Annotated in this window: 15 protein-coding genes; 6 read left to right on the forward strand and 9 right to left on the reverse strand. The window is 62.1% G+C overall.

Annotated features, from left to right (window positions below; translation table 11 throughout):
- Nucleotides 1–45: 45 nt before the first annotated feature.
- The 5 genes from BJ997_RS03355 to BJ997_RS03375 form a co-directional block, all read right to left on the reverse strand.
- Nucleotides 46–714, reverse strand: coding sequence for a DUF4166 domain-containing protein (locus BJ997_RS03355; RefSeq protein ID WP_035836886.1), 669 nt, complete (start codon nucleotides 712–714; stop codon nucleotides 46–48).
- On the reverse strand, nucleotides 711–1,316 hold the full coding sequence (locus BJ997_RS03360; protein ID WP_236628993.1) for an SRPBCC family protein: 606 nt from the start codon (nucleotides 1,314–1,316) through the stop codon (nucleotides 711–713). The genes BJ997_RS03355 and BJ997_RS03360 overlap by 4 nt, the downstream gene beginning before the upstream one ends.
- 128 nt (nucleotides 1,317–1,444) lie before the next feature.
- Nucleotides 1,445–1,885 (reverse strand): OsmC family peroxiredoxin, encoded by a 441-nt coding sequence (locus BJ997_RS03365; RefSeq protein ID WP_035836888.1) that lies wholly within the window; start codon nucleotides 1,883–1,885, stop codon nucleotides 1,445–1,447.
- Nucleotides 1,886–1,946: 61 nt separating this feature from the next.
- Nucleotides 1,947–2,387: a MarR family winged helix-turn-helix transcriptional regulator gene (locus BJ997_RS03370; protein ID WP_420827190.1), complete on the reverse strand. Its 441-nt coding sequence runs from the start codon at nucleotides 2,385–2,387 to the stop codon at nucleotides 1,947–1,949.
- A 49-nt stretch (nucleotides 2,388–2,436) separates the two neighbouring features.
- Nucleotides 2,437–4,338 carry a putative bifunctional diguanylate cyclase/phosphodiesterase gene (locus BJ997_RS03375; protein ID WP_084141236.1) on the reverse strand — a complete coding sequence of 634 codons (1,902 nt, stop codon included), beginning with the start codon at nucleotides 4,336–4,338 and terminating at the stop codon, nucleotides 2,437–2,439.
- 94 nt (nucleotides 4,339–4,432) lie between these two features.
- On the opposite strand from BJ997_RS03375, the gene BJ997_RS03380 reads away from it, so the two are divergent.
- Nucleotides 4,433–5,254: a Fic family protein gene (locus BJ997_RS03380; RefSeq protein ID WP_420827191.1), complete on the forward strand. Its 822-nt coding sequence runs from the start codon at nucleotides 4,433–4,435 to the stop codon at nucleotides 5,252–5,254.
- A gap of 76 nt (nucleotides 5,255–5,330) precedes the next feature.
- Here BJ997_RS03380 and BJ997_RS03385 read toward each other — a convergent pair whose 3' ends face one another.
- Nucleotides 5,331–5,801, reverse strand: a complete 471-nt coding sequence (locus tag BJ997_RS03385) for a GNAT family N-acetyltransferase (protein WP_183323249.1) — start codon at nucleotides 5,799–5,801, stop codon at nucleotides 5,331–5,333.
- A 40-nt stretch (nucleotides 5,802–5,841) separates the two neighbouring features.
- Between BJ997_RS03385 and BJ997_RS03390 the strand changes: the two genes are divergently transcribed.
- The 4 genes from BJ997_RS03390 (at nucleotide 5,842) to BJ997_RS03405 (ending at nucleotide 9,850) form a co-directional block, all read left to right on the forward strand.
- Nucleotides 5,842–7,241 (forward strand): IS3 family transposase gene (locus BJ997_RS03390; protein WP_183323751.1). Its coding sequence is split into 2 segments (ribosomal slippage): nucleotides 5,842–6,163 and nucleotides 6,163–7,241, totalling 1,401 coding nucleotides; the frame shifts between segments, so codons are not numbered across the junction.
- A 319-nt stretch (nucleotides 7,242–7,560) separates the two neighbouring features.
- Nucleotides 7,561–8,952 (forward strand): IS1380 family transposase, encoded by a 1,392-nt coding sequence (locus tag BJ997_RS03395; RefSeq protein WP_035841060.1) that lies wholly within the window; start codon nucleotides 7,561–7,563, stop codon nucleotides 8,950–8,952.
- Nucleotides 8,953–9,350: 398 nt separating this feature from the next.
- Nucleotides 9,351–9,593 (forward strand): type II toxin-antitoxin system Phd/YefM family antitoxin, encoded by a 243-nt coding sequence (locus BJ997_RS03400; RefSeq protein ID WP_476695897.1) that lies wholly within the window; start codon nucleotides 9,351–9,353, stop codon nucleotides 9,591–9,593.
- Complete coding sequence (locus BJ997_RS03405; RefSeq protein ID WP_035840184.1) at nucleotides 9,590–9,850, forward strand: Txe/YoeB family addiction module toxin; 261 nt, start codon at nucleotides 9,590–9,592, stop codon at nucleotides 9,848–9,850. The genes BJ997_RS03400 and BJ997_RS03405 overlap by 4 nt, the downstream gene beginning before the upstream one ends.
- A gap of 66 nt (nucleotides 9,851–9,916) precedes the next feature.
- Here BJ997_RS03405 and soxR read toward each other — a convergent pair whose 3' ends face one another.
- Nucleotides 9,917–10,390, reverse strand: coding sequence for a redox-sensitive transcriptional activator SoxR (soxR, locus tag BJ997_RS03410; protein ID WP_035840183.1), 474 nt, complete (start codon nucleotides 10,388–10,390; stop codon nucleotides 9,917–9,919).
- A gap of 62 nt (nucleotides 10,391–10,452) precedes the next feature.
- Here soxR and BJ997_RS03415 point away from each other — a divergent pair, with 62 nt between their 5' ends.
- Nucleotides 10,453–11,142: a VOC family protein gene (locus BJ997_RS03415; RefSeq protein WP_052542744.1), complete on the forward strand. Its 690-nt coding sequence runs from the start codon at nucleotides 10,453–10,455 to the stop codon at nucleotides 11,140–11,142.
- Between the two features lie 278 nt (nucleotides 11,143–11,420).
- Here the strand turns inward: BJ997_RS03415 and BJ997_RS03420 are convergent, their stop codons facing one another.
- Both BJ997_RS03420 and BJ997_RS03425 read right to left on the reverse strand, forming a co-directional pair.
- Nucleotides 11,421–11,870, reverse strand: coding sequence for a hypothetical protein (locus BJ997_RS03420; protein ID WP_052542742.1), 450 nt, complete (start codon nucleotides 11,868–11,870; stop codon nucleotides 11,421–11,423).
- On the reverse strand, nucleotides 11,863–12,282 hold the full coding sequence (locus BJ997_RS03425) for a hypothetical protein (RefSeq protein ID WP_035840182.1): 420 nt from the start codon (nucleotides 12,280–12,282) through the stop codon (nucleotides 11,863–11,865). Before BJ997_RS03425 ends, BJ997_RS03420 begins: the two co-directional genes overlap by 8 nt.
- Nucleotides 12,283–12,472: the final 190 nt, after the last annotated feature.

Raw genomic sequence — 12,472 nt, forward strand, 5'->3', positions numbered from 1 at the left:
GGCCGCTCGGCGGCGACCGAATAGGCCGGTCGTCGCCGGGCGTCCCTACTCCCGTGACTCGTGACGAACGGGTTTAAGGCGAGTCGGGGCATCCGTGGCGGAGGGGAAGTCGCAGGTGAACGCACCCTCATAGCCAAAGAGAAAGCCAAAGAACCGGTTGTGCACCTGCATGCTGATGCGGAAGCATCCCGCCTCATCGTCGAAGCTTTCATGCAGGTCGGCCCGGCCGCTGAACAACATCGGGAAGCGGAAAGCCACCGGGCCTTCGTAGAACCGCTGCGCGCCAGAACGGAGGTGCAGGCTGCCGTCTGGCTGCACAGCGAGGTCGAGGTCGACAGCGAGATGCTGGTGCGTGCCGAGGTAATCAACTATCCGCCCGCCGGCAAAAACCATTGTCGCGTCGAAGCGACTCTGCCGGGATCCGATCTGATATTCCCGCACGAATGTCACCGTCTCGCGTCCCATCGGGTCACGGTACGGGTAGTTCGACACCGTGAAGGGAATGTCCTCGCCGTGATCAGGGATCAGGATGTTGCGGAACTTTCCGATGTGCAGAAAGGGAACCGTCCACCAGGGGCCGCGACTGATGCGCGACATCATGCCGGTGCCGACGCAGGCGTAGCCTTCGTCGATGCCCACGCCGAAACGGCGCTGCAGCTGGGGGTGCAGGCGCGCAAAGTCGTCTCCCAGAGCGCGTTCAAAGACCGAGGTCACGGTGTCTCCAAAGTGTCTAGTGTGGCCGGGGCGTCATCCATTGCGCGTCCGCGCAGAGGCGTACGACTGCACCGCGTCGCCGTCGGTCGGTCGTTCCTCCAGAACATCAGAACGGATGCGGCCGGCCACTTCTCTGGTTCGACTCCCGTTTCCGCCCAGATGCGCAACCGGTCGAAGCTCCACGCCGTCATCCATCCGACGAGCGGACGCACCATCCGATCGAGAAGGCGGCCCCAGGCGGGGTGATAGTCGTAGCCGGTGGTGAACCGCATGCCCGTTGGAGTCCGCGCGTAGCGCCAGTATCCCCGCCCGTCGCCGAGAGGCGAGACCGGATCGGTAGTGGTGAATTTGAGCGCTGACGTTCGAGCGCCGTCGTCGCGGTGGCGTTCACCGAGAGAGGTGCCGGTTCCGCGGATGGTGTGGAAGGGCAGGCGCGTCTCGTAGGCAAAGCGGTAGCCGCCGCCGGGCAGGTCATGGAGGCGTGCAATTCGAGAGAAGCGCAGATCCCAGCGAGCGTGTTGCGCGGGGTTTTGGGTGAGTTCCCAGACGCGGTCCATCGGCGCATCGATGAGAATCTCGACATAGATCGCGGGAGTGGACACAACCCAAGCATGTCGCATCCGCTGTCGAGGCCGAACGAGGAAAACTCGACGACGTGAAAACGACGGTGGGCTCCGGAGCTGAGTCCGAAACCACACCGCCGCAGTTGGAGCGTGGGAAAACGGGGGAGCTACACCTCGAGCTGGGCGTCGAGGGTGATCTCCACGCCGGTGAGAGCCTTGCTCAGCGGGCAGCCGCCCTTGGCTTCGGTCGCGGCGGCGAGGAAGGCGTCGCTGTCGAGGTCGGTCACTTCGCCGCGCACGGTGAGAAGGATACCGGTGAGCTGGAACCCTCCGGCGGGGTCAGCGCCGATCGTGACGTCGGCTTTTACATCGAGGGCCTCGACGGTTCCGCCTGCGGCGGTCAGTACGGCGGAGAGCTGCATGGCGTAGCAGGCAGAGTGTGCGGCGGCGAGGAGTTCCTCGGGGCTCGTGAAACCGTTCGCGGTGTCGGACGTGCGCTTCGGAAAGGATACGTCGTACGTTCCGATCTGCGAGCTGGTCAGCTCGACCTGGCCCTCTCCGGTCTCAAGGCTGCCGTTCCATGCGGTGCGTGCGGTACGAGTGGGCATAGTTGTGTTTCCTATCTGTGGTGTGAGCCGGGAAGTCCGGCCTCTGGAGAAAGAGTGAGGGTTATTTGGAGGCGCGCACATGCTCAGCTAGCAGAGTGATCTGCTCGCGCAAGGACTGCAGGTCGTCGAGCTCGACACCAGTGGCGGCGCAGACCACATCGTTGATGTTTGTCGCATAGTGGCGAAGGGCGCTTCCGCTCTCGGTGAGGGACACCCGCACCCGGCGCTCGTCCTGGGTCAGGCGGTTCCGGCTGACCAGACCAGCCGTCTCCATGCGGCGAAGCAGTGGGGAGAGAGTGCCAGAGTCGAGATTGAGGCGGTCTCCGAGCCCGGTCACGCTGACGGGCCCTGATTCCCAGAGCACGAGGAGCACGAGGTATTGCGGATAGGTGAGCCCGAGCGGATCGAGCAGGTCGCGATAGCGCGCCGTGATAGCACGCGAGGCGCTGTACAGCGCGAAGCAGATCTGCTCATCGAGCACGGGGATGCGGGGGGCTGCGATGGTCACAAAATGAGCATAACACGGTTGTGCACGATTAGGTTGAGCGCAACTAGAGTGATCTGGGGTTGCTCGCGAACCACCACGTGGAATCAGGTTCGATGTTCACCCAGTCGCGCACGAAGTCATCGAGGGGGAGCGGTCGCGCGTACAGGTACCCCTGAGCGAGAAAGCATCCGCGCGCGATCAGCCAATCGGCCTGCTCGCGCGTCTCAACCCCCTCGGCGATGATGCCGAGCGACATGGCCGTACCGAGCCGGATGGCGAGGTCGGCGATCGGGGCGTCGGCAGTGGCAGAACCGATGGTGCCGATGAATGCGCGATCGATCTTCATGATGTCGAGGCGCATTCTGGTGAGCCGTTCCAGACTGGAGAAGCCGGTGCCGAAGTCATCCATCGAGATCACGACGCCTGCGGCACGCAACTTCTCGGTGTTCACCATTACATTGTCCGACGCCGTGCCGAAGTCGGTCTCGGTGGCCTCGATGCCCAGGTTCGCCACGGAAAGTCCGGCCGCCTGACAGAGGGCGACGGCCCGGTCGGCATAGTCCGGGGTCATCAGCTCTCGGGCGGAAGCATTGACGGCCACTCCGACCGGCTCGTATCCCGGCGGTTGTGCGGCGTTCCAGTGTGCTGCCGCACTCACGGCTTGTTCGAGCACCCAGTGGCCCAACGCGTGGATCGATCCGCTGGCCTCGCAGAGCGGGATAAATTCTACCGGCGAGATCGGGCCGCGGGTGGGATGGTTCCAGCGCACGAGGGCTTCCGCGCCGACCGCGCGACCTGAACGCATGTCAACGCACGGCTGGTACAGGATGTGGAACTCCCCATTCATGATGCCCTGGCGCACGGCGGAGATGGATGCGTAGTAGCCATCGTGGATGCTCATGCCCCCAAAGCCCACGCGCTTGGCGTCGTAGAGGGCGACTCCGGCTCGGCCGAATAGTTCTGACGCAGACTCGTCAGCGTCGTGGGTGGCGATCCCCGTCGAGAAACCCATCACGGCCGATCGTAGGCCCGCTAGCAAGGTCTGCGCCTGACTGGAGGATCGCCCGGGAAGGAGAAAGGCGAACGCGTCCCCCTCGATCCGACCGAGAACCGCCGAGGTCGGCAGGCGCTTGCGTAGTTGCGCCGTGAATTCTACGAGGGCCTGATCACCGGCTTCGTGGCCATGCCGCTCGTTGACAAGGGCGAATCCATCGAGGTCGATGCGACACAGGGTGATGGGAATTCCGGGATGCGTGTCGCGCAGCAGCACGCTCGTGGCGCGCTCGAAGCCGGCAAAATTCAGCACGCCTGTCAGCCAATCCGTGTCGGCGGTGATGGCGCTGCGGGCGAACCACGTAAGTCCCGCACCGGTTCCGAGAGCGAGCAGGGCGCTCATGGCGACATTGTCCAATTTCGCTCCCGGCTGGAGCGCCAGCGAGAGAACAGCGGCGGGAATCAGAACCGCCGGATACCACAGGGCAATCCGCGAGGGAATGATCGCGAATGCAAGCAGCACCACAGCGGACACCGTAGCGGCGAAGGTGTGTGTGATTGCGTCCCCGCTGGTGGCCCAGACGCAGATCAGCGTTCCGGCACCGAACCAGCACAGTACGAGGTGGCGCACGGGAACGGTCACCTGGCGGCGCCAGACCAACACCCCGGCCCCGCTGCAAATCAAGGCAAGGGCGAGGGATCCGAGAGTCACATCTGCGGGGTGGTGTTCAAAGTTCAGTGCGTAGACGAGGAGGGGAATTCCGAAGGCGAGCATGGCGGAGCCGAGCAGAATTCCCACGCTCGAAGCGGAGTTGAACATTCCCGGCCGAAAGCTGAAGTCCCGACCGCGTCCCGGGCGACGGGAATGCGTCGGCGTGCGGGAGACATCGTCGGGCTGTGGCGTCCCTGTGCTCACTGAGGGCACCTGGCGCCCTCCGGGCGAGCCATCGTCAACGGGGGAGCTCGCGGGCATACTCGCAGTCTATGCGTTCCTCCCCCAAACAGGGGCGGGCTCCCTGGCGTTTCCAGTGGCAGATCCAGTCCCCCTGGATGGCTCGTTATTTCACATGGCGTCGCACGAGGAACAAGCAAATGCGGCAGCAACAGAAACCGCTCCGACGCCCTTGTACCCTGGCTGGCCTTCCACAACACTGAACGAATCCACACCGGAATCGGACAGACACCGCTCAGCCGAGTGTCACCAACCTCATGACTCAGTACACCTAGGGCCCCACACTGCACAGTTTCTGCCGCCGCATCACGACCGAGTCTCCGAGCTCATGGACGATCTTGTCGCCTTCGCCAGCCGCGACGACCTTCCTTTGTTCGCTCAGACCGCGATCGCTCACGCTCAATTCGAAACAATTCACCCGTTCCCTGACGGCAACGGAAGGGTCGGTCGCGCTCTTTTTCAGGCGATGCTGCGCGCAGGGAAGCTCACTCACAATGTGGCCGTTCCGGTTTCCGCGGGGCTCCTCCACGACACCAGTCAGTATTTCGAGTCCCTCAACGCATACCGGTCCGGGGATATTGCCCCGATAATCCGCTCCATCGCGGAGGCATCGTTCGCCGCTGTGCACAACGGACGCATCCTCGTATTGGATCTAGAAACTGTGCAGGTCGACTGGCGCGGGCGCATCAACGCAAGACGAGACTCGGCGGTCCATCGACTCGTAGGCGTTCTGCTGCGTCAACCCGTGATCGGAGCGGCCGCAGCCGCGGCTGAGCTTGGAGTCTCGACCGTCAACGCTCAGGTCGCCATTGACCGACTCGTTAACGCTGATGTCCTCACTCAAATTACCGACGGACGGCGAAATCGAATCTGGCTCGCCAAAGACGTCGTTCGGGTCCTTGACGAATTTGGCGCCCGGGCGAAGAGGCGCCGATAGCCGGTGTTTCGCGTCGCCGGTTGGGGACAACATGCAGAGCCGGGGGTCGGGGCGCGCCATGCCTCATGGGGAACCCTCAGCGGGATTCCGCTGAGAACAGAATGCCTTCTCCGCCGGTGAAGGTTGTGGTGTGGAACCGATCGCTCCTTGCCACTTCGCAGAACCCCCATTTACGGTGAAGGTCGATGGAGGCCAGGTTGAGTGCGTTGACGACGAACCAAGCATTCCTGGCGCGCTTCCAGATCCAATCGAGACGCGCAGAAGTAAGCGCGTCCCCGATTCCCTGCCGTCGAAATTCAGAAGTGACCGTCACTCCGCCTAGATAGTGTCCGGCGGCAGCGGATCCGTCGCTGTGATCCCAGAAGTGAGTTTTCGCCCAGCCCACGACTGTGTCGTCCATCATGGCGAGGACGACATACCGCTGAAGATCAGCAATGGCGACTTCCAAAGACGACGTGGACGCCCTACGTGTCAGGGTTGGGTGAGGCCAGTACCTCAGAGCAAGTCCGCCGTTTGACGTAGGGCGAGAATCAGGAATCATCACCATGTCCAGTCCGTCTTTGAGCGCAGTGCGCGACGATAGTCATATGAGTAGTCCCGGACCCCGAGCTGGTGGTCCGACCTCGAGAAGGTCGTTCACCCCAGCGCAGAAGCTTGCGTACCTCGCCGCGTATGACACGGCCATCAAGAACAACGAGGGCGGCACTTATCTGCGCACCGAAGGGCTCTACTCCTCGCAGATCACCGAATGGCGAAAACTGCGCGACGCGGGCGTCCTCGCAGGCAAGAAGCCCGGTGAAAAGATTGGCCGGTTAACTCCGGAGCAGGCTGAAATCGCCCGGCTGCGCCGCCAGTTGAGCAAGACCGAGCAGCGGTTGGAAACGACGGGGGTGGCGTTGGAGATCATGTCAAAAATGCACGAGCTACTCGAAAGTCTTTCGAAGAGCTCGCGGGACGAAACACCGTGCGCGTTGCCGTAATGACCGCGTACCGCGAACTGGCCAGTCGAGGGATCTCGACTCGCGTCGCGGCCGACCTGGTCGGGATCCCTCGAGCGACAGCCACAAGGAAACGACGCATTCCCGTGGCCCGGCCGGCGCTGATTCCGGCGAACAAGATCGGCGATGAAGGCCGCCGCGAGATCCTTGACGTCGTCAATTCACAGCCGTTCGTTGACCTGCCACCGATCCAGATCTACGCCCAACTGCTCGACGCGGACACGTACTTGTGCTCCATATCAACGATGTATCGGGTGTTGAACGAGAATCAGCAGGTCAAGGACCGCCGCCGCCAGGCGCGCCATCCTGCCCGGGCGATCCCGGAACTGACGGCGACGGGACCCGGCCAGGTACTCAGCTGGGATATTACGAAACTCGCCGGCCCGATCAAGGGCAAGTACTTCGATGCTTACGTGATGATCGATATTTACTCCCGCTACATCGTCGGCGCCTATGTTCACGCGTCGGAATCCGGCGAGCTGGCGGTGGAGATGATGAAGGAGATCTTCGGCATTCACGGCGTCCCTCAGGTCGTTCACGCCGACCGCGGCACGTCGATGACGTCCAAGACCGTCGCGGCGCTGTTGTCTGACTTGGAGGTCACCAAATCGCACTCGAGGCCTCGGGTGAGTAACGATAATCCCTACAGCGAGGCCTGGTTCAAGACCCTGAAGTTCGCTCCGACGTTCCCCGAACGCTTCGGCTCCCTTGCCGACGCGAAGACGTTCATGGCCTCGTTCGTCGACGGCTACAACCACGAGCATCGCCATTCCGGGATCGGCCTCAACACGCCAGCAGACGTTCATTACGGCCTCGCCGAGGCGAAGGCCATCGAACGGGCAGCGACGCTGGACGCGGCACGCGCACGCTTCCCAGAGCGATTCAGCACCAACAAGGCGCCGCAGATCCTGTCCATTCCCAAGACGGCATGGATCAATAAACCAGCCCCCAAACCTATCGAGAATGAAGGGCTCGAACTAGCCGCCTAAACTCCCACTGGCCTCATCCACCTTGACAAATTCCGACGCGCCGGGGCCTCCACTGTTGGCAACGAGTTGCTCAAGACTAGGGACGTCCAAGATGGTTGCACTGCGCACGCACACCCTACGGGCCGGGAGAGGCCGTGCCACTCGCGGAACGTAGTCAGCATATCCCCCTTACGATTTCAGTGAGATGCCCATATCTAAGCCTGAATCCACCGATCGGGATCGAGATCTGACGGCGCGTTAAACCGAGAATGCCCATCTGATCAGGTAAATTAGGACTTGTCAAGAGTTCAGATTTACCAACCAGAGGAGCATCTCGTAGATGCAAGTTTCCCACACCAACCGCGCCGTTTCTGCATCATTCACCGACCCGAATCTCGTGTCGTCGGCGGGCTTGGTCCCGATCATGAAATTAGCCGCCCGTGCGGGGTTGGCGACCTTGGCCGATCAGTGGCTGAGCGTCCCCACCGACAAGGGCGCCAACGCCGGTCTGAAAGTCACGTCTCTGGTCGGCGGCATGGTCGCCGGCGCGGACTCCATCGACGACCTCGCCATTCTTCGTCACGGCGGCATGCGGAAAATCTTCAGCAACTGCTACGCGCCGTCAACGTTGGGGTCGTTTCTGCGCGCGTTCACGTTCGGTCACGTCCGGCAGCTCGACGCCGTCGCTTCCCGCTTCGTGCGGGGCCTGGCCGCGGAAACTCCGTTGCTCGTGCACGACACCGACGGCTACATGTTCCTCGACGTCGACGACACCATCATCGAAGTTCACGGCCACCAGAAGGAAGGCTCCGGCTACGGGTACTCCGGGGTGCGCGGCCTCAACGCGATCCTCGCGACAGTCAAGACGGACGTATCGGCGCCGATCATCATCGGCCAGCGACTCCGGCGCGGTGCCTGCGGATCACCGCGCGGCGCGGCCCGTCTGATCCGTGACGCCCTCGCCACGATCAAACGGCTCCGCGGAGCGGGAAAAGCACGCGTGCTCTTTCGTGCCGACTCAGCGTTCTACGGGCACGCCTCCATCAGCGCAGCCCTCAAAGCCGGCGCCGACGTTTCGGTCACTGCCCGGATGGACCCCGCCATCAAACGAGCGATCGGAACGATCCCCGGCGCTGCCTGGACCGCAATTGAATACACCAACGCCATCTATGACGAAGGCAGCAAAACATGGATCAGTAACGCCGAAGTCGCCGAGGTCCCGTTCACCGCGTTCACCTCGCGCAAGAAGAGCGAGCACATCACCGGGCGCTTGGCCGTGCGGCGGATCCCGGAACTGAACAAGAAAAACCTCGACCAGCCAACCCTGTTCGACACCCACCGATTCCACGCCTTTTTCACCACCAGCACCCTCGACACCGTCACCGCCGACAAAACCCACCGCGCCCACGCGGCGATCGAGCTCGTGAATTCCGACCTCAAAAGCAGCGCCCTGGCGCACCTACCCTCCGGTGTATTCACCGCCAACGCCGCCTGGCTGGTCATGGCCGTCATGGCGTTTAACCTCACCCGCGCCGCCGCGACGATCGCGGGAAACGGTCTCAGCCGATCGACCACCGCAACGATCCGCCGGAAACTTGTCAGCGTCCCCGCACGAATCTCAACCTCGGCGCGGCGCGTGACATTGCACCTGCCCGAACACTGGCCTTGGGAGAAACCCTGGACGGCCCTGTTCACAAAGAACTTCCGGCCCCAACAACCCGCCCCCACCTGACCAACCAGCCGACACCGACATCAACAGGAGCACCAGTGGAACACCCGGGCCGCGAGACCCGGACCACAACCACGCCCGAAACTCCGAAAGCTCGCCGAAACAAAATCAGGATCCGATCAGAGGTCGACCGGTGGATTCAGGCTAAGTGGCGCATGACCGTCTGCAATGGAGCAATCGCTATCTCACTGAAATCGTAAAGGGGCAGCATATCCGAGAGATCTCGCTTCGGATGGCGCTATATCGTCCATTCCTAGACGATAGGGCCTCGGTTGAATACGCCAGCAAGGCGGCCCAAAGGGGACGGTTTACGAGACGACGGTGGAGCTGTGGGTGCATCTTGCAGTCCGAACCAACGTGACGTACAATTTTCTGTACGTGAAAGGATGCCAATGCGCACCATGACATATTCAGAATCCCGGGCGAAGTACGCCGAGACTCTCTCAGCGGTGGTGGATGACCGAGAAGAAGTTGTTATCACTCGTGCAGGACACGAACCCGTGGTCATTGTCTCGCTCGACGACTATCAGTCGCTCAAGGAAACCGCCTATCTGCTGAAGAACCCCGCGAACGCGCGCCGACTCCTCGGATCGATCGATCGACTCGAGGCCGGCCACGGCTCGCAGCACGACCTTGACGAATGAAGTTGATCTGGGACGAGGATGCCTGGGACGACTACTGCTGGTGGCAGACGCAAGACCGCAAGATCCTCAAACGCATCAATACGCTCCTGAGGGATGTTATTCGCAACGGCAATGAAGGTATCGGAAAACCCGAACCCCTCAAGCACGGCTTCCATGGGTATTGGTCACGTCGGATTACGGACGAACATCGCCTGATCTACAAGGTCGAGAACGACGAAGTCCGAATCGCCGGATGTAGGTACCGCTACGGGCGCTAACGCAGGCCCGTAGGCTGAACCCCCAACGGCCGCCGGGACTACTCGGCGACGGTAGAGCCGCCGCAGTCAATCGGTGATTGCCGCGGCGTCGGCCTTGCGCAGCCATCGCGAGCCTGCACCTTCACCTGCGGCCTCATCGTCCGGATTAAACAGGGTGCATTTGCCCAAGGACAGGCAGCCGCAGCCGATGCACCCGTCGAGAGAGGTTTGCAGTGCTTCGAGTTGCCGGATGCGACGGGCCACTGTTACTGCCCATTGATGGCTCATGTGTCGCCATTCGCGCTGGGTCGGCGCGCGATCGAATGGCAACGCAGCTAGCGCGGTGGCGATTTCGTGAAGGGTGAGCCCCACGCGCTGACCCGCGGCAACAACGGCGAGCCGTCGGAGGGTGTGGCGAGGGAACTGGCGCTTGTTGCCTGCTGTCCTGGTGGACTGGATCAGGCCGCGCTCCTCGTAGTAACGAACGGTCGGCACGCTCACACCCGCGCGTCGAGCGAGGTCGCCGATCGACAGAAGCTCAATTGGGGCAATATGTGACATGGCAGAAGCTTCGCACGCAGCCCGTTTGACCTCAAGTTAGCTTGAGCATCTTGACTAGGAACATGCAGATCACCAACGTGTCAGTGCGTGTCCGAAACGCTCCTGAAGCCGGGGAATTCTATGCCGGTGTGCTCGGCCTAGACATCGCCCAACGACCCAACGGCGTGGTCGTGACGCTAGGGACGACTCGGCTCGAGCTTGTCGAGGACCCCGCTGCCGCCGGAGACCACCACTTCGCGATTACGATTCCGTCCAACAAATTCAACGAGGCAAAAGCATGGATCCAACAGAGGACAGTGCTGCTCGGAACGCCCGAAACGGACGAATTCGAATGCTCGCCGGCGTGGAACGCTCACAGTCTCTACTTCGCGGGACCCGAACGGTCGGTCTGGGAGTTCATCATTCGCCGCGACCTCGACAACTCAACGGCCGGTCCATTCACCAGCGCGGACCTCCTCGGCATCAGCGAAGTGGGAGTCGCGGTGGCCGACGTCCCGGCCGTGGTCGCAACGCTTACCGATGACGCCAGGATTGCTCCGTACGGCGATGCGCAGGGCGGCACCTTTGCGCCCGTCGGGGACGCCGAGGGCATGCTCGTTCTGGTCGCGCCAGGCCGAACATGGTTTCCCAGAGTCGAATGCACGGCGGAGGAGAGCCCTGTCAACATCACAGCCATCGGTGGACGACCAGGTACCTATCCGCTCGGAGCCCTCGGCTCACTTCATGTCCTCTTGCAGGAATCGCCGTGCTAGAGCTCCCGGTAAATCCCTTCAAGCGTGGGGCGAGTCCAAAGGCTAGACCGCCTTCAGAAGGGGAACCCCGTGCGGGACACATGCTTGACGGGCGCAATTATCCTGGCTTTGGGTTCTTGAGTCCTCCTGGCGTACTGAAGTGGCTACAGGCAAAGTTACGTGTAAACATTTTGATACGCGGGAGCGAGAGGTTGTTGATGTACGAGCTAGAGAGAATCGCTGCCACGAGCACGGCGACCATTTCCGAAGCGTCATCGGTCCAATAGCTGTCGCATCATTCACGAACGGCGTTGGTGGCCGTAGCGCTCGGCCGTCTTCTCGGACAACAGCTGCGCTGCTTCCGCAGCGGTGAGTTCCAGGCTCTCGCTTTCGTCAACGCCGAGTTCGCTGAGCGCGCGAACGAGATATAGCGGTAATGGTTCCCTCTGAGTCACGGTTTCGGGCGCCCCTCGGTCCGGCAACTTCTTGTCACGAACACATGCCCAGAACGCCTCAGCGTCAACGGCGAGCTGCATTCGCAGGATGTGGGTCCACATCCCGGCAGAGTACGTCGACCTGTCGAGGGGCCTGGAGATTCTCGTGCGGAGGATTTGCCCGTCCCAGAGCGCCAACTCATAGTTGCGGTCATGCCGGACAGGCTGTCCTGATGCGCCTCGTACGAGCTGCCACTTCTCCGCCACGCAGAAATCGTCGTGGTCCTCGCGGGTCGCGGCCGGGTAGTTACTCACCGCCGCGCTCAAGCCATTCGAGGAGCTCCTCGTCGGTTGACAGTTTGATGAGCTGCACAAGTGCCCAATTACCGGCGTGATTCGGAGCACGCTCCAGCCGGTCGTCCCAGTCTTCGGCGTACTCACGAAGCGAAAGGGCGAGGTCAGCGAGCGCGCCGTCAACATCCGTACCCTCGGACACGAAGGGGCGACCATCCATCAACGCAATAGTGCGGCCATCTTCCCGAGTGACGCGAATGCGCGGCGATACAGTTCGAGAGAAGTACGTACGGAGCCGATCCACCGGTATGACCGCAGAGAGCTGACCATCGCGCTGCACGGTGACGGTTCGCCCGCGCGCGGTTGCATCGAACACCTCCTTGAGATGTGAGCGCGCGTCTGTAAAGGTCTTGTAATCGGCGACAAGTGGCATTTCAACCTTCCTGCGCAGGTGAACCCGCGCGCACGTGCAAACGTACGTTGAGTACGTCATGTACATGCTACCGCGGGTGTCACCTCCACTGGCCACCTCGGTCAAAGACTCACCGCAACTGCACACCCGCCCACATTGAGCCAACGGCTGCACACGTGCCCGCAAGCCGAACGTCAACGGGACGGTCTCT

Origin of the sequence: Cryobacterium roopkundense (genome assembly GCF_014200405.1) — a bacterium.
GTDB classification, from domain to species: domain Bacteria; phylum Actinomycetota; class Actinomycetes; order Actinomycetales; family Microbacteriaceae; genus Cryobacterium; species Cryobacterium roopkundense.

What these genes read in the sequence shown, in the direction of transcription:
- BJ997_RS03385 (WP_183323249.1), bottom strand. Translation starts at nt 5,801, where the DNA reads ATGGTGATGATTCCTGATTCTCGCCCTACGTCAAACGGCGGACTTGCT.
- BJ997_RS03405 (WP_035840184.1), top strand. Translation starts at nt 9,590, where the DNA reads ATGAAGTTGATCTGGGACGAGGATGCCTGGGACGACTACTGCTGGTGG.
- BJ997_RS03380 (WP_420827191.1), top strand. Translation starts at nt 4,433, where the DNA reads ATGGCGTCGCACGAGGAACAAGCAAATGCGGCAGCAACAGAAACCGCT.
- BJ997_RS03395 (WP_035841060.1), top strand. Translation starts at nt 7,561, where the DNA reads ATGCAAGTTTCCCACACCAACCGCGCCGTTTCTGCATCATTCACCGAC.
- BJ997_RS03415 (WP_052542744.1), top strand. Translation starts at nt 10,453, where the DNA reads ATGCAGATCACCAACGTGTCAGTGCGTGTCCGAAACGCTCCTGAAGCC.
- BJ997_RS03425 (WP_035840182.1), bottom strand. Translation starts at nt 12,282, where the DNA reads ATGCCACTTGTCGCCGATTACAAGACCTTTACAGACGCGCGCTCACAT.
- BJ997_RS03375 (WP_084141236.1), bottom strand. Translation starts at nt 4,338, where the DNA reads ATGCCCGCGAGCTCCCCCGTTGACGATGGCTCGCCCGGAGGGCGCCAG.
- soxR (WP_035840183.1), bottom strand. Translation starts at nt 10,390, where the DNA reads ATGTCACATATTGCCCCAATTGAGCTTCTGTCGATCGGCGACCTCGCT.
- BJ997_RS03400 (WP_476695897.1), top strand. Translation starts at nt 9,351, where the DNA reads ATGACATATTCAGAATCCCGGGCGAAGTACGCCGAGACTCTCTCAGCG.
- BJ997_RS03365 (WP_035836888.1), bottom strand. Translation starts at nt 1,885, where the DNA reads ATGCCCACTCGTACCGCACGCACCGCATGGAACGGCAGCCTTGAGACC.